The sequence below is a fragment of the Microbacterium sp. 67-17 genome (genome assembly GCF_001898325.1).
In the GTDB taxonomy this organism is placed as follows: domain Bacteria; phylum Actinomycetota; class Actinomycetes; order Actinomycetales; family Microbacteriaceae; genus Microbacterium; species Microbacterium schleiferi.
The window spans coordinates 267,908-291,959 of the sequence record NZ_MKTR01000024.1; the positions used below are offsets into that span (position 1 = coordinate 267,908).

20 protein-coding genes and 1 tRNA gene are annotated in these 24,052 nt (G+C 66.9%); 16 read left to right on the plus strand and 5 right to left on the minus strand.

All coding sequences use genetic code 11. From position 1 onward, the window contains the following. Nucleotides 1-97: 97 nt before the first annotated feature. Together BGO47_RS10990 and BGO47_RS10995 are read right to left on the minus strand one after the other, a co-directional pair. Nucleotides 98-1,330 (minus strand): dipeptidyl aminopeptidase, encoded by a 1,233-nt coding sequence (locus BGO47_RS10990; protein WP_292711874.1) that lies wholly within the window; start codon nucleotides 1,328-1,330, stop codon nucleotides 98-100. A gap of 265 nt (nucleotides 1,331-1,595) precedes the next feature. Next, nucleotides 1,596-1,668, minus strand: a tRNA-Arg gene (locus BGO47_RS10995). 107 nt (nucleotides 1,669-1,775) lie between these two features. Between BGO47_RS10995 and BGO47_RS11000 the strand changes: the two genes are divergently transcribed. From BGO47_RS11000 to BGO47_RS11070, 15 genes are all read left to right on the plus strand, one after another. Then, nucleotides 1,776-2,600, plus strand: a complete 825-nt coding sequence (locus BGO47_RS11000; protein ID WP_292711876.1) for a transglutaminase family protein — start codon at nucleotides 1,776-1,778, stop codon at nucleotides 2,598-2,600. 179 nt (nucleotides 2,601-2,779) lie between these two features. Beyond that, on the plus strand, nucleotides 2,780-4,444 hold the full coding sequence (gene argS, locus BGO47_RS11005) for an arginine--tRNA ligase (protein ID WP_292711877.1): 1,665 nt from the start codon (nucleotides 2,780-2,782) through the stop codon (nucleotides 4,442-4,444). A 3-nt stretch (nucleotides 4,445-4,447) separates the two neighbouring features. Next, complete coding sequence (locus BGO47_RS11010) at nucleotides 4,448-5,281, plus strand: DUF2993 domain-containing protein (RefSeq protein WP_292711879.1); 834 nt, start codon at nucleotides 4,448-4,450, stop codon at nucleotides 5,279-5,281. 208 nt (nucleotides 5,282-5,489) lie between these two features. Beyond that, nucleotides 5,490-6,521 carry an ABC transporter substrate-binding protein gene (locus BGO47_RS11015; RefSeq protein WP_292711881.1) on the plus strand — a complete coding sequence of 344 codons (1,032 nt, stop codon included), beginning with the start codon at nucleotides 5,490-5,492 and terminating at the stop codon, nucleotides 6,519-6,521. Nucleotides 6,522-6,590: 69 nt separating this feature from the next. Beyond that, nucleotides 6,591-7,526 (plus strand): nucleoside hydrolase, encoded by a 936-nt coding sequence (locus BGO47_RS11020; RefSeq protein WP_292711883.1) that lies wholly within the window; start codon nucleotides 6,591-6,593, stop codon nucleotides 7,524-7,526. A 64-nt stretch (nucleotides 7,527-7,590) separates the two neighbouring features. Continuing rightward, the gene (locus BGO47_RS11025) at nucleotides 7,591-8,331 is read left to right on the plus strand and encodes a GntR family transcriptional regulator (RefSeq protein WP_292711885.1); all 741 of its coding nucleotides are present in this window, start codon (nucleotides 7,591-7,593) and stop codon (nucleotides 8,329-8,331) included. Continuing rightward, nucleotides 8,331-9,323 (plus strand): adenosine deaminase, encoded by a 993-nt coding sequence (gene add / locus BGO47_RS11030; RefSeq protein ID WP_292711887.1) that lies wholly within the window; start codon nucleotides 8,331-8,333, stop codon nucleotides 9,321-9,323. Before BGO47_RS11025 ends, add begins: the two co-directional genes overlap by 1 nt. A 155-nt stretch (nucleotides 9,324-9,478) precedes the next feature. Then, nucleotides 9,479-10,906 (plus strand): diaminopimelate decarboxylase, encoded by a 1,428-nt coding sequence (lysA, locus tag BGO47_RS11035; protein WP_292711889.1) that lies wholly within the window; start codon nucleotides 9,479-9,481, stop codon nucleotides 10,904-10,906. After that, on the plus strand, nucleotides 10,903-12,240 hold the full coding sequence (locus BGO47_RS11040; RefSeq protein WP_292711891.1) for a homoserine dehydrogenase: 1,338 nt from the start codon (nucleotides 10,903-10,905) through the stop codon (nucleotides 12,238-12,240). Before lysA ends, BGO47_RS11040 begins: the two co-directional genes overlap by 4 nt. Before the next feature lies 1 nt (nucleotide 12,241). Further along, the gene (thrC, locus tag BGO47_RS11045; RefSeq protein ID WP_292711893.1) at nucleotides 12,242-13,330 is read left to right on the plus strand and encodes a threonine synthase; all 1,089 of its coding nucleotides are present in this window, start codon (nucleotides 12,242-12,244) and stop codon (nucleotides 13,328-13,330) included. Beyond that, nucleotides 13,327-14,268, plus strand: a complete 942-nt coding sequence (thrB, locus tag BGO47_RS11050) for a homoserine kinase (RefSeq protein WP_292711895.1) — start codon at nucleotides 13,327-13,329, stop codon at nucleotides 14,266-14,268. The genes thrC and thrB overlap by 4 nt, the downstream gene beginning before the upstream one ends. A gap of 219 nt (nucleotides 14,269-14,487) precedes the next feature. Next, nucleotides 14,488-16,596: a transcription termination factor Rho gene (rho, locus tag BGO47_RS11055; RefSeq protein ID WP_292711897.1), complete on the plus strand. Its 2,109-nt coding sequence runs from the start codon at nucleotides 14,488-14,490 to the stop codon at nucleotides 16,594-16,596. A gap of 30 nt (nucleotides 16,597-16,626) precedes the next feature. Then, on the plus strand, nucleotides 16,627-17,709 hold the full coding sequence (gene prfA / locus BGO47_RS11060; RefSeq protein ID WP_292711899.1) for a peptide chain release factor 1: 1,083 nt from the start codon (nucleotides 16,627-16,629) through the stop codon (nucleotides 17,707-17,709). A 66-nt stretch (nucleotides 17,710-17,775) separates the two neighbouring features. Continuing rightward, entirely contained in the window at nucleotides 17,776-18,180 is a 405-nt protein-coding gene (locus tag BGO47_RS11065) for a hypothetical protein (protein WP_366246890.1), read from the plus strand. Between the two features lie 42 nt (nucleotides 18,181-18,222). Beyond that, nucleotides 18,223-19,953 carry an amidohydrolase gene (locus BGO47_RS11070; protein ID WP_292711903.1) on the plus strand — a complete coding sequence of 577 codons (1,731 nt, stop codon included), beginning with the start codon at nucleotides 18,223-18,225 and terminating at the stop codon, nucleotides 19,951-19,953. A 121-nt stretch (nucleotides 19,954-20,074) separates the two neighbouring features. Here BGO47_RS11070 and epsC read toward each other — a convergent pair whose 3' ends face one another. Then, complete coding sequence (epsC, locus tag BGO47_RS11075; RefSeq protein ID WP_292711905.1) at nucleotides 20,075-20,653, minus strand: serine O-acetyltransferase EpsC; 579 nt, start codon at nucleotides 20,651-20,653, stop codon at nucleotides 20,075-20,077. Between the two features lie 2 nt (nucleotides 20,654-20,655). Then, nucleotides 20,656-21,594 (minus strand): cysteine synthase A, encoded by a 939-nt coding sequence (gene cysK / locus BGO47_RS11080; RefSeq protein WP_292711906.1) that lies wholly within the window; start codon nucleotides 21,592-21,594, stop codon nucleotides 20,656-20,658. 421 nt (nucleotides 21,595-22,015) lie between these two features. On the opposite strand from cysK, the gene BGO47_RS11085 reads away from it, so the two are divergent. After that, nucleotides 22,016-22,423 carry a hypothetical protein gene (locus tag BGO47_RS11085; protein WP_292711909.1) on the plus strand — a complete coding sequence of 136 codons (408 nt, stop codon included), beginning with the start codon at nucleotides 22,016-22,018 and terminating at the stop codon, nucleotides 22,421-22,423. Here BGO47_RS11085 and BGO47_RS11090 read toward each other — a convergent pair. Further along, nucleotides 22,377-23,993, minus strand: a complete 1,617-nt coding sequence (locus tag BGO47_RS11090; RefSeq protein ID WP_292711911.1) for a helix-turn-helix transcriptional regulator — start codon at nucleotides 23,991-23,993, stop codon at nucleotides 22,377-22,379. The genes BGO47_RS11085 and BGO47_RS11090 overlap by 47 nt on opposite strands. Nucleotides 23,994-24,052 lie beyond the last annotated feature (59 nt).

Sequence of the window (24,052 nt, forward strand, 5' to 3'; positions counted from 1 at the left end):
ACGGACGTAGGAGAAATCCCCGAGGTCGGACGAATCAGCAGAGATTCATCCTGCGGCGGGGATTTCTCCTACCTTGACGAGGCGGGGCCGCGGCTCTTCAGCGCCGGAGGCGGGCGTCGAGCCAGTCGAACATGCGCTCGTCGGTGAGCAGGCGCGCCAGTGGCTGACAGTGGTAATCGGCGCCTTCGTCTGCCGTGAACTGCTGAAGCGTGGCATCGGGCACCATCGCGGCGAGCTGTTCGGACTGGCCAGGCCAGAACTGCTCCTTCTCGGGAGCGGTGATCAGCAGCGGCGTCGTGATCTTCGCGGCAACCTCGGGGTCGAGGCGGTACCGCAGCATCTCGACCATGGTGTCGTAGGGACTGTCCTTGCCGAACGGCTTGGCGCGGAAGTTCCAGAGGCGTGCGACGGACTTCGAGTAGCGCAGGGCCATCTCCATGCCTCGGTCGAACTTCTCCTTCTCGCCCTTCTCGACCAGTTCCATCTCGGACTTCGGGATGCCGGCGCGCCACGACTGCGACACGTCGACGACTCCCGGGTCTGCCACGGCAGCGGCGATCCGGTGCTCGAATGCCAGGGCGCGGGGGAGCCAGTACCCGGCCTGGCTGATGCCGTACGCGGCGATACGGTCGGCATCCACGTCGTCGCGAGCAACGAGTGCGTCGACGACCGGCGTGATGACTGCTTCCCAGTCGTAGCGGAAGGGAATGCCCCGATCGAAGAGCATGGACTGCTGACCGGGCCCGTCGAACATGAGCACGTTGTACCCGCGTTGCAGGCCGCCGAGCCCGCCGGTCGCCCACATGCTGCTGATAGACCCGTCGCTGCCGTTGACCAGGATGAGGGTCGGCGCCTTCGTGCCATCCGCGTCCGCCCTGAAGAAATACCCCGGCATCGTCGTGTCCTCGTACGGGATCGCGAGGCGCTCCGCCGGGTATGACGCGTGATCGACGAACGCATCCCACGCGGCCCGGTGGGCGCGGAAGGTGTGCTGCAGCAGGTCCTCATCACCCAACGCTGCCGCTGCGCTCACAGCGGGGGAGTAGGCGTTCGCCGCGCGCAGGTAGGCTGCCGCCGCGCTGGCGCGATGCCCGGCATCCGCTGACGCCGCCGCCTGCGTGGTGAGGCGCCCGCCGAGGGCGCTCCACGCCCGCTGCCATCCCTCGTGGTCTCCGTCTTTGACGTCTGCGATGGTCCGCAGCACCTCGCCGACGTCCGAGCCACCGTAGGGGGCCTGCCCGAGCTGGATCCGCACCTCGAAGTCGAAGTCCTCGCTGTAGAACCCCGTTTCGAAGACGTCGTGCGCGTGCCTGCTGAATAGATTCGCCATCATCTCTCCCCGAGTGCCGTCGGGGGCAGGCTATCGGCGCGGTCGCGGCAGCGGAAGTGGGGTGCGCGGACGTCGGCGACGGTGCGCACGAGCGTAGGAGTTATCGCTGAGGTAGGAGGGTTGCGCGCCGAAGCATCCTGCGCTGCGGATTTGTCCTACATTCCGGATGCAGCGCGCGGAGCCTCCGGCGGCAGGGGCCCGCCTGACGGTGGGTGTAGAGATAGAGAATGGGACCGCCCTTCGGGCGGTCCCATTCTCTATAACGTGCCCCCGACAGGAATCGAACCTGCGACCTTTGGTACCGGAAACCAACGCTCTATCCCCTGAGCTACGGAGGCGTACCGATCGAGATTACCATCGCCCGCCGGGCCTGCCCTGACCGCCCCGAGCCCGGGTCACCGGGACGCGTCATCCGCAGGTCTTCAGGGCGTGCGAGGATACTCCGGTGCATCGCATCGTGACCGCCGAACTGGACCTGGAACTCCGGGCATCCATCGACCTCATCTTCCAGATCGCCGTCGCCCAGCATGCACCGGTTCTGAGTGAAAATCTCACCTTCTCGCAGGGGGATCGTGTCTACACGCCGATCGAGATCATCGACCAGACCGGAAGCCGCCTGCACCGCTTCTGCGGCGAGCCGGGGGTTCTTGAGGTTCGGTACGACGCCGTCGTCGACGAACAGGTGACGTCCCGGCCGACGAGCGACCTCGAGGCGATCACCTACCTGCGTCCGAGCCGGTACGCCCAATCCGATGAGGTGTTCTCGCAGGCCCGGCGGCAGTTCAAAGGCATTGTCGGCGAGGAGCTTCTGCTCGCCGTGTCGGAGTTCGTATCCGAGACCGTGACCTACACGCCGGGACTGAGTCTTGGCACTGACTCGGCAGTCACGACCCTGATGACCGGGCAGGGCGTGTGCCGCGACTACGCCCACCTGGTCATCGCGCTCCTTCGTGCGATGGACGTGCCGGCGCGCTACACCGCCTGCTACGCGCCGGGGCTCGAGCCGATGGACTTCCACGCCGTGGCCGAGGCCTACCTCGAGGGCGCCTGGTACGTCATCGACGCCACGCGGCTGGCTGACCGGCGCTCGCTCGTGCGCATCGCGACGGGCCGGGATGCCGCGGATTGTGCCTTCCTCAGCTACCACGGCGGAAACCTCAGCCTTGATCGGATGCGCGTGGACGCTCGAATCGCGCCAGTCGATGCCGCACCCGCGGCATCCGGCCCCGACGCCGCCGATGACTTCGCTGCCCTCGTGCAACTGGCCTGACCCCCGCAGACAAGCCACGAACACACCGAGAATTCGATCGGGCGCCTCTGGCGCCGGTCCCGAGCCGATTATCGGCGCCCGATCGGATTTTCGGCTGAGGCGTGAGCGGGCCGAGCGGCCGAAGGAGGATGCAGGACGCGGGAGGGGAGGGCCCGCTGCGCGCCTAGACTGGATCGGCCATGAACCCCGAAGCACTCTCCGCTGCCCTCGTCGCCGTGATCACGCCCCTTGCCGAGGCGCGACGTGAAGGCGCGGCATCCGATCTGACCGCCGCCGACCTGCCCCTGGAGCGGCCCAAGAACCGCGACCACGGCGACTGGGCATCCAACGCGGCGCTGAAGCTCGCGAAGAGCCTGGGTGTGAACCCCCGTGAGTTCGCCGCCGAGATCGCCGCGGGCCTCGAGCAGGTCGACGGTGTCGCGAGCGTCGAGGTAGCGGGTCCCGGGTTCATCAACATTCGGCTGGATGCCGCGGCCGCCGGCTCACTTGCCAAGACGATCGTCGATGCCGGCGCTGCCTTCGGTACCTCGACGGTGCTCGCTGACCAGGTCATCAACCTCGAGTTCGTTTCGGCGAACCCCACGGGTCCGATCCACATCGGCGGCACCCGATGGGCTGCCGTCGGAGATGCGCTCGCCCGCATCCTTGCCTCGCAGGGCGCGAGTGTGACGCGGGAGTACTACTTCAACGACCACGGTGCCCAGATCGATCGCTTCGCCCGGAGTCTGGTCGCGGCCGCGGAGGGGCGACCGGCTCCCGAGGACGGGTACGGCGGCGCCTACATCGCCGACATCGCGGCGCGGGTGACGGATGCCCACGGTGGCGACCTCGATGCTCTGGATGCCCCGGCCAAGCAGGAAGCATTCCGTGAGCTCGGCGTCGGGTTCATGTTCGACGAGATCAAGCAGAGCCTGCACGATTTCGGCGTCGATTTCGACGTGTACTTCCACGAGAACGACCTGCACGCATCCGGCGCGGTGACCCGGGCCGTCGACCGGCTGCGCGATCTCGGCCACATCTACGAGGCGGACGGTGCGATCTGGCTGCGCTCGACCGACTTCGGCGATGACAAGGACCGCGTCGTCATCAAGAGCGACGGCCAGCCCGCCTACATCTCGGGCGACCTGGCGTACTACCTCGACAAGCGCGAACGCGGCTTCAACCGGTGCATCATCATGCTCGGAGCCGACCACCACGGCTACGTCAAGCGACTCATGGCGATGTGCGCCGCGTTCGGTGACGAGCCATACGTGAACCTGCAGATCCTCATCGGTCAAATGGTCAACCTGCTGCGTGAGGGCCAGCCGGTGCGAATGTCCAAGCGCGCCGGCACCGTCGTGACCCTCGAAGACCTCGTCGAGGCCGTCGGGGTGGATGCCGCCCGCTACGCCCTCACGCGCAGTTCCACGGACTCGAACCTCGACATCGACCTCGACATCCTGCAGAAGCGGACGAACGACAACCCGGTCTTTTACGTGCAGTACGCGCATGCCCGCACGCACAACGTGGGACGCAACGCTGCGGCGGCAGGTGTTGACCGCAGTGTGTTCGCACCCGAAACGCTCACGCACGAGACCGAGTCGGCGCTGCTGGGCGCCCTGCAGGAATTCCCCCGCACTGTCGCGTTCGCTGCGGAGGTGCGGGAGCCTCACCGGATCGCCCGTTACCTCGAAGAGCTCGCGGGTCTCTACCACCGGTGGTACGACAACTGCCGCGTTATCCCGCTCGGTGACGACCCCGTCGCGCCGGTGCATCAGACGCGGCTATGGCTCAACGACGCCACCGGCCAGGTGCTGCGCAACGGACTGACGCTGCTGGGCGTCGGAGCTCCCGAACGGATGTAACCCATGACGGATGCCGAACACCCGACCGACCCGCTGCCGGACCTGCGTGCGGGGTGGGTGCTCGCGGTTCCCGAGGAGTCGAAGAAGCGTCGCCGCGTGTGGCCGTGGCTCGTTGCAGCTGCGGCCGTGGTGATCGTCCTCGTCGTGGTGGTGGTCGTCATCGTCGAGACCGTCGTGCGATCGACGATCGAGGCGGGCATCGCCAGCCAGGTGCGGACGGGACTTGACCTGCCCGCCGATCAACCCGTCGACGTCTCGATCGCGGGGCCACTCACCCTCCAGCTCCTCACCGGAAGCCTCGACGATCTGCATCTGGCGTCCACTGACGTGCCACTGGGGCCAACGACGGCGGATGTCGATGTCACGCTGCAGGGCGTCAGTACCGGGGCGCCCCACACCGTGGGTCGGGGAGTAGCCACCGTGACCCTCGACCAGACTCAGGTGGTAGCGCTCACTGACAGCGTGGCGCAGATCGACATCGTCGATCTCACGCTCCAGGATCCGGCGATCGTGGTGGGAACCGAGCTTTCGCTGTTCGGATTCGGCATCCCGGTATCGCTGTCGCTGGTGCCCAGCGCCGCGTCCGGCGAACTCGTACTTTCGCCCGAGAGCCTGCAGGTCAGCGGGCTCGCTGTGACCGCTGACGGCGTGCGGGACCAGTTCGGGTCGCTCGCCGACCCCGTGCTGCAGGACTGGCAGATCTGTGTTGCGCAGTACCTGCCCGCCGGAGCGACCCTGACGGATGCGTCGGTCACGGGCGCGGAACTTGTCGCCACGTTCGACATCGATGGCCGGATGCTCGACGACGCAGCGCTTCAGCAGAACGGCACCTGCTAAGCAGCTCCGTCTGTACACACCGTGCGTCTCTTTGCAGATATCAGACAACCGATATCTGAAATCAGATGGAAACCTGGCGGATGTCGAGGCGAAATGCCGACTGCATAGCTTCGGGGTGTCGGCACGCCCGTGTCGGTCCCCTCGATCCCGGAGTCAGCGCATCATGTCCACCCCGTTCTCGCCCCGTCGTGCTCATCACGCAGCCGGATTGTCCGCACTACTCGTCGGTCTTCTTGCCCTTGCCGGCTGTTCCTCCGAAGGCCCGGGGACCTCCGCCTCGGTATCCGCTGATCCGACCGTCCAGACCGTTCCGGCAACGGTCCAGCTCAGTTGGATCTTCAACGAAGAGTTCGCCGGAGAATACTTCGCCGAAACCGCCGGCTACTACGCCGCGGCGGGGCTCGGTCCCGTCCAGCTTGTTCCTGGACCCTCCGCGGGCGTGCCCGAGCTCATCAGCGGGACGGCCGACGTCGCGTTCAGCGATGCCGTGACCATTGGCGCTGCGGTGGCCCGCGAGCGGGCGCCTTTGAAGATCCTCGGTGCCGTGTTCCAACAGAACCCATTCGCAGTGATTTCGCTGGCAGGGGGCGCCGACATCGCAACGCCGCAAGACATGATCGGCAAGCGCATCGGCGTTCAGGATGGCAACTCGGCGCTGTTCTCCGCACTGCTCGCGGCGAACGGAATTGGCGCTGACGAGGTCACGGTCGTGCCCGTACAGTTCGATCCGGCTCCGCTCGTGAACGGTGAGGTCGATGGATTCGTCGCCTACCTCACGAACGAGCCGCTCGTGCTCGAGGCGCGGGGGATCGCCACGACCACACTTCCCTTTGCGACCAACGGGTTGCCGTTCGTTGCCAAGACCATCACTGCCGCGGACGAGACAATTGCCGAGAACCGGGAAATGCTGAAGTCCTTCCTTCGGGCCGAGATCCAGGGCTGGGCTGATGCGCTGGGAAACGTCGACGAGACCGTGCGTCTGGTGACGGAGCAGTTCGGTGCTGACCTGGATCTCGATCCCGTCGCCGTGCGTGCCGGTGCCGAAGAGCAGAACACGCTCGTCGTTTCGGACGAGACCGTTGCCAACGGCTTGTTCACCATCAGCCCGGAGCTTCAGGAGCGTACTCTTGCGAGCCTGTCCGCGGCGGGGATCGAGGTCGCGGCAGACGATCTGTTCGATCTGAGCCTGCTCGCTGAGGTCTACGCCGAGTTCCCCGAGCTCGTCGCGCTTGGCTCCTGACCGTGCTGGTGGGCTGCGCCGCCCCGCGCAGCCCACCGGTGGAGACACCCACCCAGAGAGGAACCGTCAATGACAGTTCGCATGATCATCGACACCGATACCGCACAGGATGATGCCTTCGCGCTGCTGATCGGACTGCGCGACCCGCGCGCCCAGTTGGAGGCGGTCACGATCAACTACGGCAACGTCGCCTTCGACCAGATGGTCGAGAACGCTCTCTACACGATCGAGGTGGCGGGGCGCGGGGGAGATGTGCCTGTCTACGAGGGGGCACGGCTGCCATTGCTGGCACCCTTCGACGATTCCTCCTACGTTCACGGTTCCGACGGGTTCGGCGGAGCGGGCTTTCCTCGAGCTCGGCAGCGCCCCGAACCCGAGAATGCTGTCAGCGCTTTGCTACGTCTTGTCGCCGACAACCCGGGGGAATTCACAATCGTCGCCCAGGCGCCACTGACGAACCTTGCGCTCGCCGCCGCCGCGGATCGAACGTTCCCCGGGAAGGTCAAAGACCTCGTGATCATGGGAGGGACGAATAACGCTGCGGGCAACATCACGGCAGCGGCGGAGGCCAATTTCTTCCATGACCCTGAGGCTGCTGCGCTCGTGCTGCGTGCGGGCTTTCGCACAACGCTCGTTCCCTGGGATCTCGTGATGCGCCAGGGAGTGTTTGGTCCCGACAAGCTGCAGCGCATCGAAAGCTTGGATACGCGGGCATCCCGGTTCTTCGTCCGAGCAAACCGGGGCACGCTGGCCTACAACAAGAAGGCTCATGGGATGGATGGCAGTACCCACCCGGATTCCATCGCGGTTGCGATCGCCGTCGAGCCGCGGATCGTGACGAAAGCGAGCGACTACTATGTGGACGTCGAGACCGCACGCGGCATCGCAACCGGCTACTGCCTGGTCGACTCGGTCCGTCGATCTGGTCGCGAGCCGAATGCGCGCGTGATTGAGGAGATCGACGAAGATCTGTTCTTCCAGACCATGCTTGGCGTCCTCTCGTGAGCGTCCGGCCCCTGCGGGGAGGAGGATTGTGATCGCCCAAACGCTAGTGAGGAGAGATCGCCATATGCCCCTCGAGCCCCTATCCCTCACCGTCGGCCAACCCCTTCGTGTCGCGGTGTACAACAGCATCTCCCGAGCGATCCGCAACGGGACCTACCCCCTCGGATCGGTGCTGCCCAGCGATGCGGAGTTCTGTACGGCCCTCGGTGTGAGCCGACCGGTCGTGCGCGAGGCGATGCTGCTGCTCGAAGAGGACCGCTTGATATCGACACGTCGGGGGATCGGTCGCTTCGTCAGCGATGCGATTCCCCGGATCGGCCTCGAACGCGTGCGCGGACTCGAGCTTCTTCTCGGCGAATCCGCCGGTGCGATCATGGTGGATCGGCTCAGCCATGAAGTCCAGCCGGCGTCTGATCTGCTTTCTCGGGCACTCGGGCTCGATCCGTCGGCTGCGGTGTGGACGTGGGAGTCGGTGCTGCGGCGCGACGGCCGTGAGCTGGCACTCACGTTCGAGGCGGTACCCGCAGCAAGTTCGGTGCTCGCGGATCCTGCAACAGACACGTTGCCCGAAGCCACCGCGTTGACCCGGCTCCTCGCATCCGTCGACCCGTCGCACGTATCGAGCGCCTGCGATGTCTCCGTGGGCGTTCTCGGTGATCACCGTGCCACAGCGCTCGGTGCCGACCCCGACACGAGCGCCCTCATCCTTACGCAGCGTGTCTCATACCGCGGGGCGACCGTGCTCTATGCGAAGGACGTCATTCTGTCTGCGGCGGGCACCATCTCACTCCTGCAGAGCGCATGATGGCGGGTGCGCCCCTGCTGATCAACCTGCACTCGCACCTTGAGGGGCGTGTGCGGCCGTCGACGGCTGCCGAGATCGCGAGGGAACTCGGGATGCCGGACGCCGACCGCGACTGGGAGGCGGCTCTGCAGCTGGATGGTCCGGCAGACCTCACCACATACCTCGTGAAGGTCGTCGCCACGTTCCCCTTCTTCTCACGGCTCGATCTGCTCGAGCGGATCACCCGGGAGGCCGTAGAAGACGCTGCAGCAGACGGCGAGGATCACCTCGAGCTGCGGTTCGGTCCGGCCTCGCACGCGGCGACGCTCGCCGAGCTGGATGCCGTGATCGCCGCGATGTGCGCGGGACTTGCCACGGGTATGGCCGATACCGGGATTTCCGCCGGCGTCGTTGTTGCGGCGCTGCGCAGCGACGCCACCGAGGTGAACGAGGCGGTCGCTCGGGCCGCCGCTCGCGCCGCAGGGTCCGGCGTCGTCGGATTCGATCTCGCCGGTGACGAACTGCTCTTTCCCGACCTCGAGCGTTACCGGAATGCGTTCGCCATCGCACGCAGTGCGGGCCTGGGCATCACGTGCCACGCTGCCGAGGCGGCGTCCGGGCATGCTGCGCAACAGGCTGTGGAGCTCCTGGGTGCCACGAGGATCGGCCACGGTGCGCGAATCGCCGAGGAACCCAACCTCATCGGCTGGTTCATCGAGCGCGACATCGCGATCGAAGTGTGTCCGACCTCGAACGTCTATACGGGTGCTGTGACGTCGATGGATGCCCACCCGGCGGCTTGGTTCGCCCGCGCCGGTGCCCGCGTCGTCCTGGGCGATGACAACCCCCGACAGACCGGCTCGCTGCTCTCGAACGAAGTCGCCGTGCTGCGCGAGGACCTCGGGTTCGATGACGCCATGATCGCGGCGTTGGCGCGGCACAGCGTGGACGCGGCGTTCGTTGCAGACGGCGTACGACGGAGCTGGCGGAACCGGCTCGAGAGCGGCTCGTAGCGTCGCGCGGGCGCGGGGAGCGTGGGGAAGCGGATTCCCGGGCGAGGATACCCGGTGCCCTAGACTGACCGGAGTGTCTCGGCGCGTGCGCTGACCGCCCGAGTCCTGCTCGCGCCGCTTGTTCGGCGCCGAAGACTTCACCGATTGGCTTCTGCGTGTCCGCCCACCCGACTTCTGCTCCGGCGCTGCCGGCGTGGCTGGACGTGCCGTCGGACCCGAATGATCTGGTCCCCGGCGTCTGGCCGACGGATGCCGCGCGAGATGCCACGGGTGAGCTGGTCCTCGGGGGAGTGGCAGCATCCGGGCTCGCTCGCGATTACGGGACACCGCTGTACGTCCTGGATGAGAGCGAGGTCCGTGCCCACGCGCTGCGCGCTCGCGAGGCCTTCGCATCTGCCGCTGCCCGGCACGGGGTAGCGTCGCGGGTCTACTACGCCGGCAAGGCTTTCCTCAGCACCGAGGTGGTGCGGTGGGTCACGGATGCCGGCCTTGCCGTCGACGTCGCCAGCGGTGGTGAACTCGCCGTCGCCTTGGCAGCGGGTGTTGACCCGGCCCGGATCGGCGTACACGGCAACAACAAGAGCGTCGCCGAGCTCGAGCAGGCCGTCGCTGTGGGCGTCGGCTCGATCGTCGTCGACAGCTTCCAGGAGATCGAGCGGCTCGCTGCCGTCGCGCAGGCCGCTGGCGCCGTGCAACCCGTGCTCGTGCGAGTCAACAGCGGCGTCCACGCCGAGACCCACGACTTCCTTGCGACAGCCCATGAGGATCAGAAGTTCGGGTTCACGATCACCGACGCGGCTGTGGCGGCAGCCCGTGTGCGTGCAGCCGCAGGCCTGCGGCTGGTCGGGCTCCACTGCCACATCGGTTCGCAGATTTTCGGCACCGCCGGTTTCGCCGAGTCGGCAGCCCGCATCGTGGGTCTCTACGCAGATCTGCAGGGCGGTACGGATGCTGCCGAAGACCTCCAGGTGCTGAACCTCGGCGGCGGATTCGGTATCGCCTACACGCGGGCTGACACCCCCACCGCGATCGAGGTTCTGGCCGATGGGATCGTCGATGCTGTCGCTGCCGAGTGCGCCGCGCGCGGCATCCGGATGCCGAACCTTGCGTTCGAGCCAGGCCGGGCCATCGTCGGCCAGGCAGGGGTCACCCTATACACCGTCGGGACGACCAAGGCCGTCGCGCTCGAGGGTGGCCTCGAGCGCCTCTACGTGAGCGTGGACGGCGGGATGAGCGACAACGCGAGACCGGCGCTCTATGGAGCGCAGTACAGCGCCCGCCTGGCATCGCGGGTCAGCGGCGCTGAGCCCCAGCTGGTTCGCGTCGTGGGCAAGCACTGTGAGTCCGGTGACATCGTCGTGGATGCCGAGTACCTGCCCGCCGATGTCGCACCGGGGGACCTCCTAGCGGTCCCTGCGACCGGCGCGTACTGCTTCTCGCTGGCCAGCAACTACAACTTCCTCCCGCGTCCGGCCGTCGTGGCCGTCCGGGACGGGCGCTCCCGCGTGATCGTGCGCGGTGAGACCATCGATGACCTGCTGGCGCGTGACGCCGGCATCCTCCCGACCGAAAGGACGGCATGACCGACTATCGCCGCCTCCGCGTCGCGCTGCTTGGCGCCGGGGCCGTCGGCTCCCAGGTCGCCGCGCTGCTGCGTCAGCACGCCGACGAACTGGCAGACCGCGCCGGAGCACGCCTCGAACTCGTAGGCATCGCCGTGCGCAATCCGGACGCGCCGCGCGACGCTGACCTGCCGCGCGAGTTGTTCACAACCGATGCCGAAACCCTCATTCTCGGCGCCGACATCGTCATCGAGTTGATGGGCGGGATCGAGCCTGCGCGCACGAGCCTGCTGCAGGCGATCGGTTCGGGTGCTGACGTCGTGACGGCCAACAAGGCGCTTCTTGCCACGCACGGACCGGAAATCTTCGAAGCAGCCGACCAGGTCGGCGCGCAGGTGTACTACGAGGCTGCGGCGGCGGGCGCGATTCCCATCATCCGTCCCCTGCGTGATTCGCTCGCCGGCGACCGGGTGCAGCGCATCATGGGCATCGTCAACGGCACCACCAACTACATCCTCGACCGGATGGACACCGAGGGTGCCGACTTCGGCGAGGTCCTCGCGCAGGCGCAGGCCCTCGGGTATGCCGAGGCTGACCCGACGGCCGACATCGAGGGATACGACGCGGCGCAGAAAGCAGCGATCCTCGCGAGCCTCGCCTTCCACACGTCGGTGCCGTTGGAAGCGGTTCACCGCGAGGGCATCACCGCGATCGACAAGCCGATGATGGATGCCGCGCGCAAGGCGGGTTATGTCATCAAGCTCCTCGCCGTCTGCGAGCGTGTGTCGAACGGCTCCGGCGAGGCGATCTCCGTGCGGGTGTACCCGGCCCTCGTGCCTCGCGAACATCCACTCGCGAGCGTCCACGGCGCGAACAACGCCGTGTTCGTGCAGGCCGAGGCTGCCGGAAACCTCATGTTCTACGGCGCCGGAGCGGGCGGCGTGCAGACGGCATCCGCGGTTCTGGGCGATGTCGTCTCTGCCGCACGACGCCATATTGCCGGTGGCGTGGGGGTCGGCGAGTCGACCCGCGCGAACCTCCCGATCCTGCCGATCGGGCACGTGACGACGCAGTACCAGATCACGCTCGAGGTCACCGACGAGCCCGGGGTCCTCGCGACCGTGGCCGGCATCCTCAGCGAGGGTCGCGTCTCGATTGCGACGGTCGAACAGACGGTGGCTGACGCATCCACCGACCCGCTCGCGCGCGTCGCCGCCGACCCGACGGGTGTTGCCCGCCTCGTGATCGGCACCCACAAGGCATTGGAACAGGATCTCAGCGAGACGGTTGCCCGCCTCGCTGACAGTGACGTCGTGGACCGGGTCGTTTCGGTCCTGCGAGTAGAAGGAGATTGACGTGGCACACGTGTGGCGCGGAGTCATGAACGAGTACGCCGACCGCCTGGGGGTGACCGCGGAATCGACGGTCGTCTCCCTCGGAGAGGGCGGCACGCCCCTGGTGCCGGCGCCGGCGCTGTCGCAGCGCACCGGAGCCCAGGTCTGGGTGAAGTTCGAGGGTATGAACCCGACCGGTTCCTTCAAGGACCGCGGCATGACCGTAGCCCTCTCACGGGCTGTCGAGCACGGCGCCAAGGCCGTCATCTGCGCCTCGACGGGCAACACCTCGGCATCCGCTGCCGCGTACGCCGCCCACGCGGGGATCACTGCGGCAGTGCTGGTACCCGAGGGCAAGATCGCCATGGGCAAGCTCAGTCAGGCGGTGGCGCACAACGGTCAGCTCATCCAGATCCGCGGCAACTTCGACGACTGCCTCGAGATCGCCCGGGAGCTCGCCGACAACTACCCCGTCCACCTCGTGAACTCGGTCAACCCTGACCGCATCGAGGGGCAGAAGACTGCGGCGTACGAGATCGTCGAGGTCCTCGGCGACGCGCCCGACTTCCATTTCATCCCCGTCGGCAACGCCGGTAACTACACGGCGTACTCCCGCGGCTACCGCGAGGAGGCAGAGCGTGGCGTCGCTACCCGCGTTCCGCGGATGTTCGGGTTTCAGGCAGAGGGAAGCGCTCCGCTCGTGCGCGGCGAAGTCGTGAAGAACCCCGAGACGATCGCCACCGCCATCCGGATCGGAAACCCGGCATCGTGGGAGCTCGCACTCGAAGCCCGGGCGGCGACCGATGGCTGGTTCGGCGCGATCGACGACGAGCGGATTCTCGCCGCGCAGAAGATCCTCGCCGGTGAGGTCGGGGTTTTCGTGGAGCCGGCATCGGCGATCAGTGTTGCGGGCCTGCTCGACCGGGCGGAGGCGGGAGTGGTCCCGGCGGGATCCACGGTCGTGCTGACCGTGACCGGCCACGGGCTCAAGGACCCGCAGTGGGCGCTGCGTAACGCCGACGGCTCGGAGGCCCGGCCGACTGTCGTGGACGCGACCACGTCCGAGGTGGCTTCTGTGCTGGGACTCGCGCGCGCAGGGGCGCCCGCGTGAACGCAGCCCGGGTCGCCGAACGTTCGGTCGCGGTGCGTGTGCCCGCGACCAGCGCGAACCTGGGTCCGGGATTCGACACGCTGGGGCTCGCCCTCAGCATCTACGACGACCTGGTCGTGACCTCGCTTGCGGAGCCCGGGCTCGACATCCAGGCCGAGGGTGAAGGCGCTGACGAAATCCCGCGGGATGAAACGAACCTTCTGGTACGGGCCATGGCCTACGCCTTCGAAGCCGTCGACCGCCCGATGCCCGGCTTGCGTCTGAGGGCACGCAACACGATTCCGCACGGCCGCGGTCTCGGGTCTTCGGGTGCTGCGGTCGTTGCCGGCATCCTCGCTGTCAAGGGACTGCTCGAGGGAGATGTCGAGATCGGGCCCGACACGATGCTGCGCCTGGCGACAGAGCTGGAGGGGCATCCCGACAACGTTGCGCCGGCGCTGTTCGGCGGTCTCACGATCGCGTGGATGGATGAGGCGGTGCCGCAGCACAAGAAGCTGCTGGTGCACCGCGGCGTCTCGCCCGTCGTGTTCGTCCCGAGCTTCACGATGTCAACGAGCGTCGCCCGTAGCCTCCAGCCCCTCCAGGTGCCCCGAGAGGATGCAGTCTTCAATCTCTCGCGGTCGGCGCTGCTGATCGCGGCGCTCACGCAGAGCCCGGAGCTGCTGCTTGCCGCCACGGAAGACAAGCTGCACCAGAACTACCGCGCGCAGGCGATGCCCGAGACCGACCGGTTGGTCAGGGCACTGCGTGAGCAGGGCTTCGCGGCAGTCGTGTCGGGAGCAGGCCCCAGTGTGCTGGTCATGGCCGACGGTCCTGGTCGACGCCTGGAGGCGGCAGCAGTCGCCGAGCAGGTGACTGACACCCCGTGGGAGGCTCACATGCTGGCCGTCGATGTCAAGGGTGGTACAGTGAAGGAGCACGCGGGGGGTTCCACGTAACTCGTGAATCTGGCCCCCGCCGCATATCTGCGAAGCCTCCGCAATTCCCTCGATCTTCCGAATCCGGACATCTCTGCCCGGAAGGAATCGAGGAGAGGCAGATGAGCACGAGACGCTGAGTCCCGCTCAGCACCTCGAGCCCATCGCGGCGGCTTCTTCATCCGTGCGGATCCGCACATCATTCGATTCACCGCACATTAGGTACACAAGGGAGTACTCGTGGAGTCCATCTCCGAGGTCCAGACCGACGCGTCCGAGAGCGACGCTGTCGACCAGACCACCCCCGCGGCCGACGAGGCCGCACCCCAGACCGAAACCACCCCGTCGGAAGCATCGACCGAGACCGAGACCGAGGGTGCCGACGCCGACACCTCGGAAGCTTCGGCTCCTGAGTCGGAGGCCGCTGCCGAGACCGAGGTCGCGGAGCCTGCTGCTGCTGAGGAACCCGCAGCGAACACGGAGCCAGCCGAGGATGCAGGTGATGCCGCCGAGGCGAGCGCCGAGACTGCTGACGCAGCCCCTGCTTCGTCCCCGGACGCCCAGGAGGCAGCGCCTGCCGAGGAGCAGGCATCCGCAGCGCCATCAGAGGCCCCCGCCGAGGAGGCTCCGGCCGCTGAAGCGCCCGCCAAGCCGGTACGCAAGCGGGCACCCCGTCGAGCCAAGAGCACCGACGTTGCCGCCCAGGCTCCCGCAGACGAGGCTGCCGCAGAGACGCCGGCGGCCACCGAGCCCGAGGAGTCGAGCCCGGTCCCGAACGACAAGCCGATCGAGGAGGCCGCCGAAGGCGACACGTCAGCCGAGGCCGGCGATGCCCCCGATGCTGCTGCTGCCGAAGCCGCAGCGACCGACGAGTCGTCGCCGAGCACCGAGTCCTCCGACGACGCCGGCGAGGAGTCCACGCCGAGCCGCAGCCGGAGCCGCAGCCGGAGCCGGAGCCGCAACAGGGCATCGGGCAACAGCGGCAACGGATCAGGTAACGCTGGCAACGGCAACGCGGGTTCCACCGGCGGGCCCGAACAGTCGGCTTCCACGGGTTCCGATGATGACAACGGTTCCTCCACCGCTCGCGGTCGCCAGCGCAACAAGCGCCGTGGCCCGAACCAGAACGACGAGTTCGAGCCCGAGGTCGGCGAGGACGATGTCCTGATCCCGATCGCCGGCATCCTGGACGTGCTCGACAACTACGCGTTCGTTCGCACGACCGGCTACCTGCCCGGCCAGAGCGACGTGTACGTCTCGCTCGGTCAGGTCAAGAAGTACAACCTGCGCAAGGGTGATGCCGTCGTCGGTGCCATCAAGCAGCCCCGCGAAGGCGAGCAGACCGGCCGACAGAAGTACAACGCACTCGTCAAGGTGGATGCCGTCAACGGCCTGTCGGTCGAGGACGCCGCGAACCGTGTCGAGTTCGGCAAGCTCACGCCGCTCTACCCGCAGGAGCGCCTGCGCCTGGAGACGGCCCCCGAAAAGCTCACGCAGCGGATCATCGACCTGGTCGCCCCGATCGGCAAGGGCCAGCGCGGCCTCATCGTCGCGCCCCCGAAGGCCGGGAAGACGATCGTGCTGCAGCAGATCGCGAACGCGATCGCGACCAACAACCCCGAGGTCCACCTCATGGTCGTGCTCGTCGACGAGCGGCCCGAAGAAGTCACCGACATGCAGCGCACGGTGAAGGGCGAGGTCATCGCCTCGACCTTCGACCGTCCAGCCGAAGACCACACGACTGTCGCAGAGCTCGCCATCGAGCGGGCCAAGCGCCTCGTCGAACTCGGCCGTGACGTCGTCGTGCTGCTGGATTCGATCACCCGACTCGGCCGCGCCTACAACATCTCCGCGCCGACCTCTGGCCGCGTCCTCACCGGCGGTGTCGACGCCTCAGCGCTCTATCCGCCCAAGCGCTTCTTCGGCGCTGCTCGCAACATCGAGAACGGCGGATCGCTCACGATCCTCGCCACGGCACTCGTCGAGACCGGCTCCAAGATGGACGACGTCATCTTCGAGGAGTTCAAGGGCACCGGCAACAGCGAACTGCGTCTGAACCGTCAGCTTGCTGACAAGCGCATCTTCCCCGCAGTGGATGTCAACGCCTCGAGCACGCGTCGCGAAGAGATGCTGCTCTCGCCCGATGAGGTCAAGATCACCTGGAAGCTTCGTCGCGCTCTCGCGGGCCTCGACCCCCAGCAGGCGCTCGAGGTCGTGCTCGGAAAGCTCAAGGAAACGCAGTCCAACGTCGAGTTCCTCGTGCAGATGCAGAAGTCGATTCCGGCGCCGACCTCCAACGGTCACGGTGCCGGCGGACACGGCCACGGGCACGAGAACAGCATCCGCTGACCCGGCGGCATCGAGATGGCCGAGCCGGCGATGTTCGACTCCGTCCGCGCGCTGATCGACGAGCACCGCGAGGTGCAGATCGAACTGTCTGACCCGGCGGTGCACGCAGATCCTGCCCGCGCAAAGCGGGTGAACAGACGCTACGCCGAATTGAGTCGGATCGTCGCTGCCCACGACGCGTGGGTGGCGGCATCCGACGACCTTGCCGCTGCCCGCGACCTCGCGAGGGAGGACGACGCCTTCGCCGAGGAGGTGCCGGCCCTCGAGGAACGCCTCGCCGAAACGCAGGAGCGGCTTCGGCGGCTGCTGATTCCGCGAGACCCGGATGATGCACGCGACGTGATCATGGAGATCAAACAGGGCGAGGGCGGCGCGGAGAGCGCCCTGTTCGCCGCTGACCTGCTGCGGATGTACCTGCAGTACGCGGCCTCGAAAGGGTGGAAGACCGAACTCCTCGAGCGAAATGAGTCAGACCTCGGTGGGTTCAAGGATGTCCAGGTCGCGATAAAAGGGTCTTCCACCGACCCGTCGCAGGGTGTGTGGGCTCATCTGAAGTACGAGGGCGGCGTCCACCGCGTGCAGCGCGTGCCCGCCACTGAGTCACAGGGGCGTATCCACACCTCCACGACCGGTGTGCTGGTCTTCCCCGAAGTCGACGAGCCCGAAGAGATCCACATCGATCAGAACGATCTCAAGATCGATGTCTTCCGGTCATCGGGTCCGGGCGGCCAGTCGGTGAACACCACGGACTCGGCAGTACGGATCACGCACCTGCCGACAGGCATCGTGGTGTCGATGCAGAACGAGAAGTCTCAGCTGCAGAACCGCGAGGCTGGGATGCGTGTCCTGCGAGCCCGGCTGCTGGCCAAACAGCAGGAGGAGCGGGATGCCGCGGCATCCGATGCCCGTCGCTCCCAGATCCGTGGGATGGATCGCTCGGAGCGCATTCGAACGTATAACTTCCCCGAGAATCGCATCGCCGATCACCGAACCGGCTACAAGGCCTACAACCTGGATCAGGTCATGGATGGCGCCCTCGAACCGATCATCGCGTCGTGCATCGCAGCCGACGAGGAGGAGCGGCTCGCCGCTCTCGGTTCAGACGGGAACTGATCCCGCGCGCCGCAGCGAGAGATCCTGTCGCGGTGGTCATCGAGGCGCTACTGTCAGGGCGTGGTCATGTTCCTCATCCGCGCGTTGATCTTCGTTCTCTCCGCCGCCGTCGGCCTCATCGCCGCCGACCTGCTGCTTCCTGGCTTCCGTATCGACTGGGCCGACTGGTGGGGTTTCGTGCTCGCAGTGCTGATCTTCGCGGTGCTCCAGAGCGTCCTGTCGCCGTGGATTGCGACAGTCGCCAAGCGGAACGCACCCGCCCTGCTCGGGGGCATCGGCATCATCTCGACCCTTGTCGCGCTCGTGATCGTTGTGCTCATCCCCCGTAGCGGCATCAGCATCGGTGAGCCTTTCGTGCTCACCTGGATTCTCGCGCCCGTCATCGTGTGGCTGGTGACGGCCCTCGCGACGTGGCTGTTGCCGATGGTCTTCATCAAGAAGAAGGTCGAGGAGCGCCGCTCCGAGAAATAGGCGGAACGCGGGCCACAGCCGCCGGCAGGGGGGGGTAACGACATGGACGTCATCATCACCGCGGGGACCATCGTCACGATGGACGCTGCGCGCACCAGAGCGCAGGCTGTCGCTGTCTCAGACGGGCGGATCGTCGCCGTGGGGAGTGTGGCTGACTGTCAGAGCGCGCTACCTGGCGCGAGCGTGCACGACACGGGCGCCGCCGCGCTGCTGCCCGGATTCGTCGAGCCGCACTCGCATCCCGTTCTCAGCGGCATGGCGACGATGCCGCCGGCGTATTGGATCGCCCCGTGGTTCGCGCCCACGTGGGATCACGTGGTCGCTGCCTTCCACAAGGCGATCGCGGAGACACCGGCTGACCAGCCGCTCGCGTTCTTCGGCTTCGATGGTCTCCTGCACAAGCACGCCGACCCGACGGCACCAGAGCTCGATGCGATCTTTGGTGACCGCATGGTGATGGTCTTCGGCAACTCGGGGCACACGTCGTACGTCACGACCGCGGTGCTCGAGCACCTCGGCTGGGTGAAGAACCCACCCGCGGACCCCGTCGGCGGATTCTTCGGCCGCAACGCCGACGGCTCCCTCACCGGTGTGGCCACTGAGATCCCGGCGGCGATGGCGCAAGCGGCTCCCGTGCTGGAGGCGCTTGCGAAGAGCCCGAAGCCCCTGCAGGGGGCCGTCGAGTACTACGTGCTGCTGTCCTCGGCGGGGATCACCGCCACGTCAGAGCATACGTACAAGACCGAGCTGAAATCCGCCTACGAGGCCCTCGCATCGCTCCCGAACAGTCCGCTGCGAATCTCGCTGTACCACATGTCGACCGAGGCTGATTGTGGCGATCCGTTCACGTCGGCCGTCCCGGACGACATTCTTCGGAAACAGGGGATCAAGCTCTGGGCCGACGGCTCACCGTGGGTCGGCAACGTGGCGATGAGTTCGCCCTACCTCGACACCGACGTCACCCGCGCCGCGGGGATCACTCCCGGCATCCCCGGCGAGAAGATGATGAACTACACCCGTGACCAGCTCGATGCCCTGTTGGAGGCTCACGTCGGTGAGGGCTGGCAGATGGCCTTCCACGCCAACGGCGATATCGCGATCGACATCGTGCTGGATGCTTTCACAACGGTGCTCGGCCGGCACAACCTGATCGAGAGTGATCACCGCTGGCGGATCGAGCACATCGGCGGTGCGCGCGCCGATCAGTTCGCTCGGATGGCCTCAATCGGTGCCGTGCCCTCCATGGGCCCGTTCCAGTTCTACTACTGGGGCGACTTGCTCGACGGGGGCATGTTCGAGCCGGCGGTCGGCGGTTCCTGGCAGCGTTTCCGAGACGCTTTCGACGCGGGGCTTCCGGTTTCGTTCCACAATGACGGCTCCGTCACTCCTCCCACCCCGCTGTTGAACATGCAGGCAGCAGTCACGCGCAGGTGTGTGTCCGGCGCGCTGCACGCTCCCGAACAGGCGGCGACGCTCGATGAGGCGCTTCGGGCACACACGATCAATGCCGCGTTCGCGCTGGGGCGCGAGCACGAGATCGGCTCGATCGAAGTCGGTAAGTTCGCTGACTTTGTCGAGCTCGATGCCGATCCCTACGCTGTGGTCCCCGACAAGATCGGTGCGATCGGTGTGCTCGGCACCTGGCTAGGCGGCGCTCGCGTCGATCTCGGGGAGTTCGCGGCGGCATCCCACCAGGTCAACGACGCTGCCTTCGCGCAGCTGCGCACTTATGGCGTGCCTGCTTGCTGTCACCTTCCCGGAGCTGACGCGTGACGGGTGGCTCGCCCGCATGACGGGCTCTGAAAGCCGCGCAAAGTTCGCAGAATGACGCGAAGTCCGCACGATTGTCGCGGCATCCTGCGAACCTCGTACGATTCTGCGAACTTCGCGGAGCTCAGATCTGGTAGTCGGGCATCGTCAGGATGGCACGGGTGTCCATCCCCTCCTTGCGCTTGCGGGCCTTTGCCGGGATGCCGGTGAGCACGCTGTCGGCTGGGGCATCCCGTGTGACTACGGCGTTCGCGCCCACGACCGACCGGTCGCCGATGGTGATCGGACCCAGAATCTTCGCGCCGGCTCCGACCGCGACCTCGTTGCCGATGGTGGGGTGGCGCTTGCCACCCTCGCGCTGCCGGCCGCCCAGGGTCACCTGGTGGTAGAGCAGCACGTCATCGCCGATCTCGACGGTCTCGCCGATGACGACGCCCATGCCGTGGTCGATGAAGAAGCGCCGACCGATCTGCGCGCCGGGATGGATCTCGATGCCGGTGAGCCAGCGGGTGAGCTGAGATCCCGCCCGCGCGAGGAACCGCGCGTTGTGGGTCCACAGCCAGTGGTTGACGCGGTGCGCCCAGATCGCGTGCAGGCCCGAGTAGAGCACCGCAATCTCGAGGCCGCTGCGGGCAGCAGGGTCTCGAAGCTTCGCTGCGGCAATGTCTTCACGGACACGGCCGATGACGTGGCGCACCCCCACGTTCAGTCCTCGCGCAGGTGCTCGAACAGTGCCGTCGAGAGGTAGCGCTCCCCGTTGGAGGGGATGACCACAACGATGTTCTTGCCCGCGGCCTCGGGTCGCGCCGCGACCTGAAGAGCAGCCCACACTGCAGCACCGCTGGAGATACCCACGAGGATGCCGTCCTTCGTGCCCACGGCGCGGGCGGTGGTGATCGCGTCGTCGAACTCGACGTCGATGACTTCGTCGATAACGCCCTGGTCGAGGATCTCGGGGATGAAGTTCGGGCCGATGCCCTGGATCTTGTGGGGACCGGGGCGACCCTCGGTCAGCAGCGGGGAATCCTTAGGCTCGACGGCGACGACCTTGACGCCGGGGACGCGCTCCTTGAGCACCTGGCCGACGCCGGTGATCGTGCCGCCCGTGCCGATCCCGGCCACGAAGTAGTCGACCTTGCCGTCGGTGTCGCGCAGGATCTCTTCAGCCGTGGTCTTGCGATGGATCGCAGGGTTCGCCTCGTTGGCGAACTGCTTGGCAAGGACCGCTCCGGGTGTGGATGCGGCGATCTCCTCTGCCTTCGCGACCGCGCCCTTCATACCGAGGGCCGGGTCGGTCAGTACGAGCTCCGCGCCGTAGCCCTTCAGGAGCAGCTTGCGCTCGGTCGACATCGACGAGGGCATGGCCAGGATGACCTTGTAGCCGCGAGCGGCGCCGACCATAGCCAGCGCGATGCCGGTGTTGCCGCTGGTGGCCTCGACGATCGTGCCGCCCGGGGGGAGTTCGCCTGAGGCTTCCGCGGCATCCACGATCGCGATGCCGAGGCGGTCCTTCACGCTGGACGCGGGGTTGTAGAACTCGAGCTTTGCCAGCACTGTGCCATCGACGCCCTCCGCGACGCGGTTGAGCCTGACGAGGGGAGTGTTGCCGAACGCGCTCGTGATGTCGTTGTGGATGCCGGTCATGCCAGGCCTTTCGCGGAGGTGGTCGGTACAACGACCAAGCGTAGGCGAGCGTCTCCGGTGTGGGCGAAATGTGACGAATTGCTCCGTCAACCGAGCCTCATCGTTCCGACCTTCGGTCGATGCACCGTTACGTAGGGAATGCACGTGCCTGAGCGGGGGGCTGCGCGGTGTTCAGGTTCGGGACGCCCCATCCCTGACGTGACGCACCGTAGCGTGGCGCTGTTCATCGGAAGGGGTAGTCATGTCGGTTCGGTTCCGGTCTCCCATTTGTGTGCTCAGCGTCGCGATCCTGTGCTTCAGTGCGACGGGACTGACAGCGTGTTCCGGTTCCGGGCCCACTGCCCCGGAAGCATCGCTCGTCGCGACGACCGACGTGGCAACGGCAGAGGGTGGGTCAGAGCCCACCGCGTCCCCGGAGCCGATGATCGAGGCGGCGAGCGACCCGGAGTCTTCCGACCTGTGCTCGCTGGTCAGTCATGACGAGGTGGTGGCTCTTCTGGGCGCCGCGACGTTCGTAAGCCAGAATTCGTTCGGCAGTCTCACCGATTCGTTCGGGGGCCAATGCGCGTGGGCTGACAATACGACCGGCGACACCGCGGGTGGGGCGACCTTCCTCGAACTCATTGTCTGGGATCCCGCGGGCACCAATCCGCCGCCGCCGGACGCGCCCCGTGCGGGCTCCGAAGGCATCGTCGCAACCAGCACGGGCGCCTACTTCGCCTCCGCAGACAAGGTCTTCTGGCTGCGTGTGTCTGGCGATCACGCCACGGATCAGGCGCTCGTCAGCGCGACACAAGCGTTGGCTGAGTCTGTAGCTGCCCGGATATGACAGGGGGTACCGTGCCAACGAGGACGGCGACCGCTCCCACACGACCGGCGACGCCGAGGGCACGGTAGATACCGCGAAGGTGTTTCTCAACGGTCTTCTCACTGATCGCGAGGCGCTCGGCGATGGCCCGGTTACCCTCACCGGCGACCATCAGGCGTGCGACCTCGGTCTGACGAGCTGTCATGCGCGCAAGCAGAAGTGCGTCGATCGTGGTGGCGCCCTCCCGGGCACGTGCAATTCCGACTCGATTGGAAACGCCCAGCTTGTTGATGATCGCGGCGATGTGACCTTCGACGGTACGAGGGGAGAGGTAGAGGATTCTCGCGATCTCCTGATTGCGCAGGCCTTGAGCAGCCAGACGAGCGACAGCCTCCTGGGCGAGAGTGAGGCTCGACCACTGGATACTGTCGAGGGCCGCCCCGGGTGGGGATGTCGAGGCGAGACGCTGTTCGGCCCAGGCTCGCAGTTCCGCGGTGCTCACCGATCGGAGGAGTCGCTCAAGGCTGCGGGCGGCCACCGCATCTGGTTCGTCCCTGCGGTTGGGGCCCGCAGAACCGGAAGTAGCCATGACATTGGCGATGATCATGGTCGCGCGGGCTCCGACCAGCCCGCTGCCCGTGCGATCGGCCTGTCGTCGTGCGCGATCGGCGCGTGCCATGCCGCCCGGCCGATCGCCGCGGGCGATATCGATCCGAGCTCGGGCGGCCTCTCGTGCTGCGTGGAATTGCTCGTTGACCCCCAGATCAACCCGATCGAAGTCCAGGATCATCCACTCGGCGAGATCGATCTGTCCGGCGCTGACAGCAGCCTCGATCAGCACGTCGTATGCGTATGCGCGGAGGGCAGGGGGCAGCAACGGCATTCCGGCGCCGCCGCTGCCGAGACGCAGAATCTCTGAAGCGCTGTCGAGCGCACCGACGGCGGCGAGACCGAGCGATGTCGTGAGCGCCATGCCCGAGTCGGCATACCCTCGTGCGGGAAGGATCACTGCGCGAACCTTCTCGGTTTCGGCCAGCGCGAGGCGGGGGTTGCCGCTCAGTCCCGCGAGGAGAACCCGCACACACCAGACAGATCTCTGAGCGAGAGGTGCCTCCGCGTCGGCGGTTGCCGCATTGAGCGCGCCTCGGGCCGCGTCGATGTCGCCGCGGAACAACAGCGCGCGCGTGAACGCAAGGTGAAGCCACACGCGAGCTCGGCGTGGAACAGCCAGCTGGACGGCATCGCTCAGCATCCGCTGGCATCCAGCCATGTCGCCGACGATGTGTGCCGCCTCGCTCCAGCGGAACAATGCCATCGCGCCGGTTATGGAGCCAGCGTCCGGCATCCGAGGCCGTATCTCACCCCGCACCGCGCCCGTGAGCAGGGCCTCGACCTGCGCCCAGCCAGCTGCTGCGGCGTCGGAGTCGTCTTCGTCGTCGGAGGCGAGCAGCGCATGAGCGTCGCCGAATCGCCCTTCGAACAGCGCGCCGTACGCCGCGGCCCATCCGCGCGCAGGGAGGCAGTCGGTTCGCCCTGTCTCCATCGTCTGCAAAACGGCGAGGGAAGCAGCATCCTCGACCCTTCGGCTCATGCGCCTGATCATGCCACGTGCCGCTCGACAGGGTGGGGGAACTACCCTCGCTGCCGCCG

Excerpts from the sequence above, each read along its gene's own strand:
- prfA (WP_292711899.1), top strand. The coding sequence starts at position 16,627 with ATGTTCGACTCCGTCCGCGCGCTGATCGACGAGCACCGCGAGGTGCAG.
- BGO47_RS11020 (WP_292711883.1), top strand. The coding sequence starts at position 6,591 with ATGACAGTTCGCATGATCATCGACACCGATACCGCACAGGATGATGCC.
- BGO47_RS11085 (WP_292711909.1), top strand. The coding sequence starts at position 22,016 with ATGATCGAGGCGGCGAGCGACCCGGAGTCTTCCGACCTGTGCTCGCTG.
- BGO47_RS10990 (WP_292711874.1), bottom strand. The coding sequence starts at position 1,330 with ATGGCGAATCTATTCAGCAGGCACGCGCACGACGTCTTCGAAACGGGG.
- BGO47_RS11065 (WP_366246890.1), top strand. The coding sequence starts at position 17,776 with ATGTTCCTCATCCGCGCGTTGATCTTCGTTCTCTCCGCCGCCGTCGGC.
- BGO47_RS11040 (WP_292711891.1), top strand. The coding sequence starts at position 10,903 with ATGACCGACTATCGCCGCCTCCGCGTCGCGCTGCTTGGCGCCGGGGCC.
- BGO47_RS11025 (WP_292711885.1), top strand. The coding sequence starts at position 7,591 with ATGCCCCTCGAGCCCCTATCCCTCACCGTCGGCCAACCCCTTCGTGTC.
- argS (WP_292711877.1), top strand. The coding sequence starts at position 2,780 with ATGAACCCCGAAGCACTCTCCGCTGCCCTCGTCGCCGTGATCACGCCC.
- cysK (WP_292711906.1), bottom strand. The coding sequence starts at position 21,594 with ATGACCGGCATCCACAACGACATCACGAGCGCGTTCGGCAACACTCCC.
- BGO47_RS11070 (WP_292711903.1), top strand. The coding sequence starts at position 18,223 with ATGGACGTCATCATCACCGCGGGGACCATCGTCACGATGGACGCTGCG.
- BGO47_RS11090 (WP_292711911.1), bottom strand. The coding sequence starts at position 23,993 with ATGAGCCGAAGGGTCGAGGATGCTGCTTCCCTCGCCGTTTTGCAGACG.
- add (WP_292711887.1), top strand. The coding sequence starts at position 8,331 with ATGGCGGGTGCGCCCCTGCTGATCAACCTGCACTCGCACCTTGAGGGG.
- BGO47_RS11010 (WP_292711879.1), top strand. The coding sequence starts at position 4,448 with ATGACGGATGCCGAACACCCGACCGACCCGCTGCCGGACCTGCGTGCG.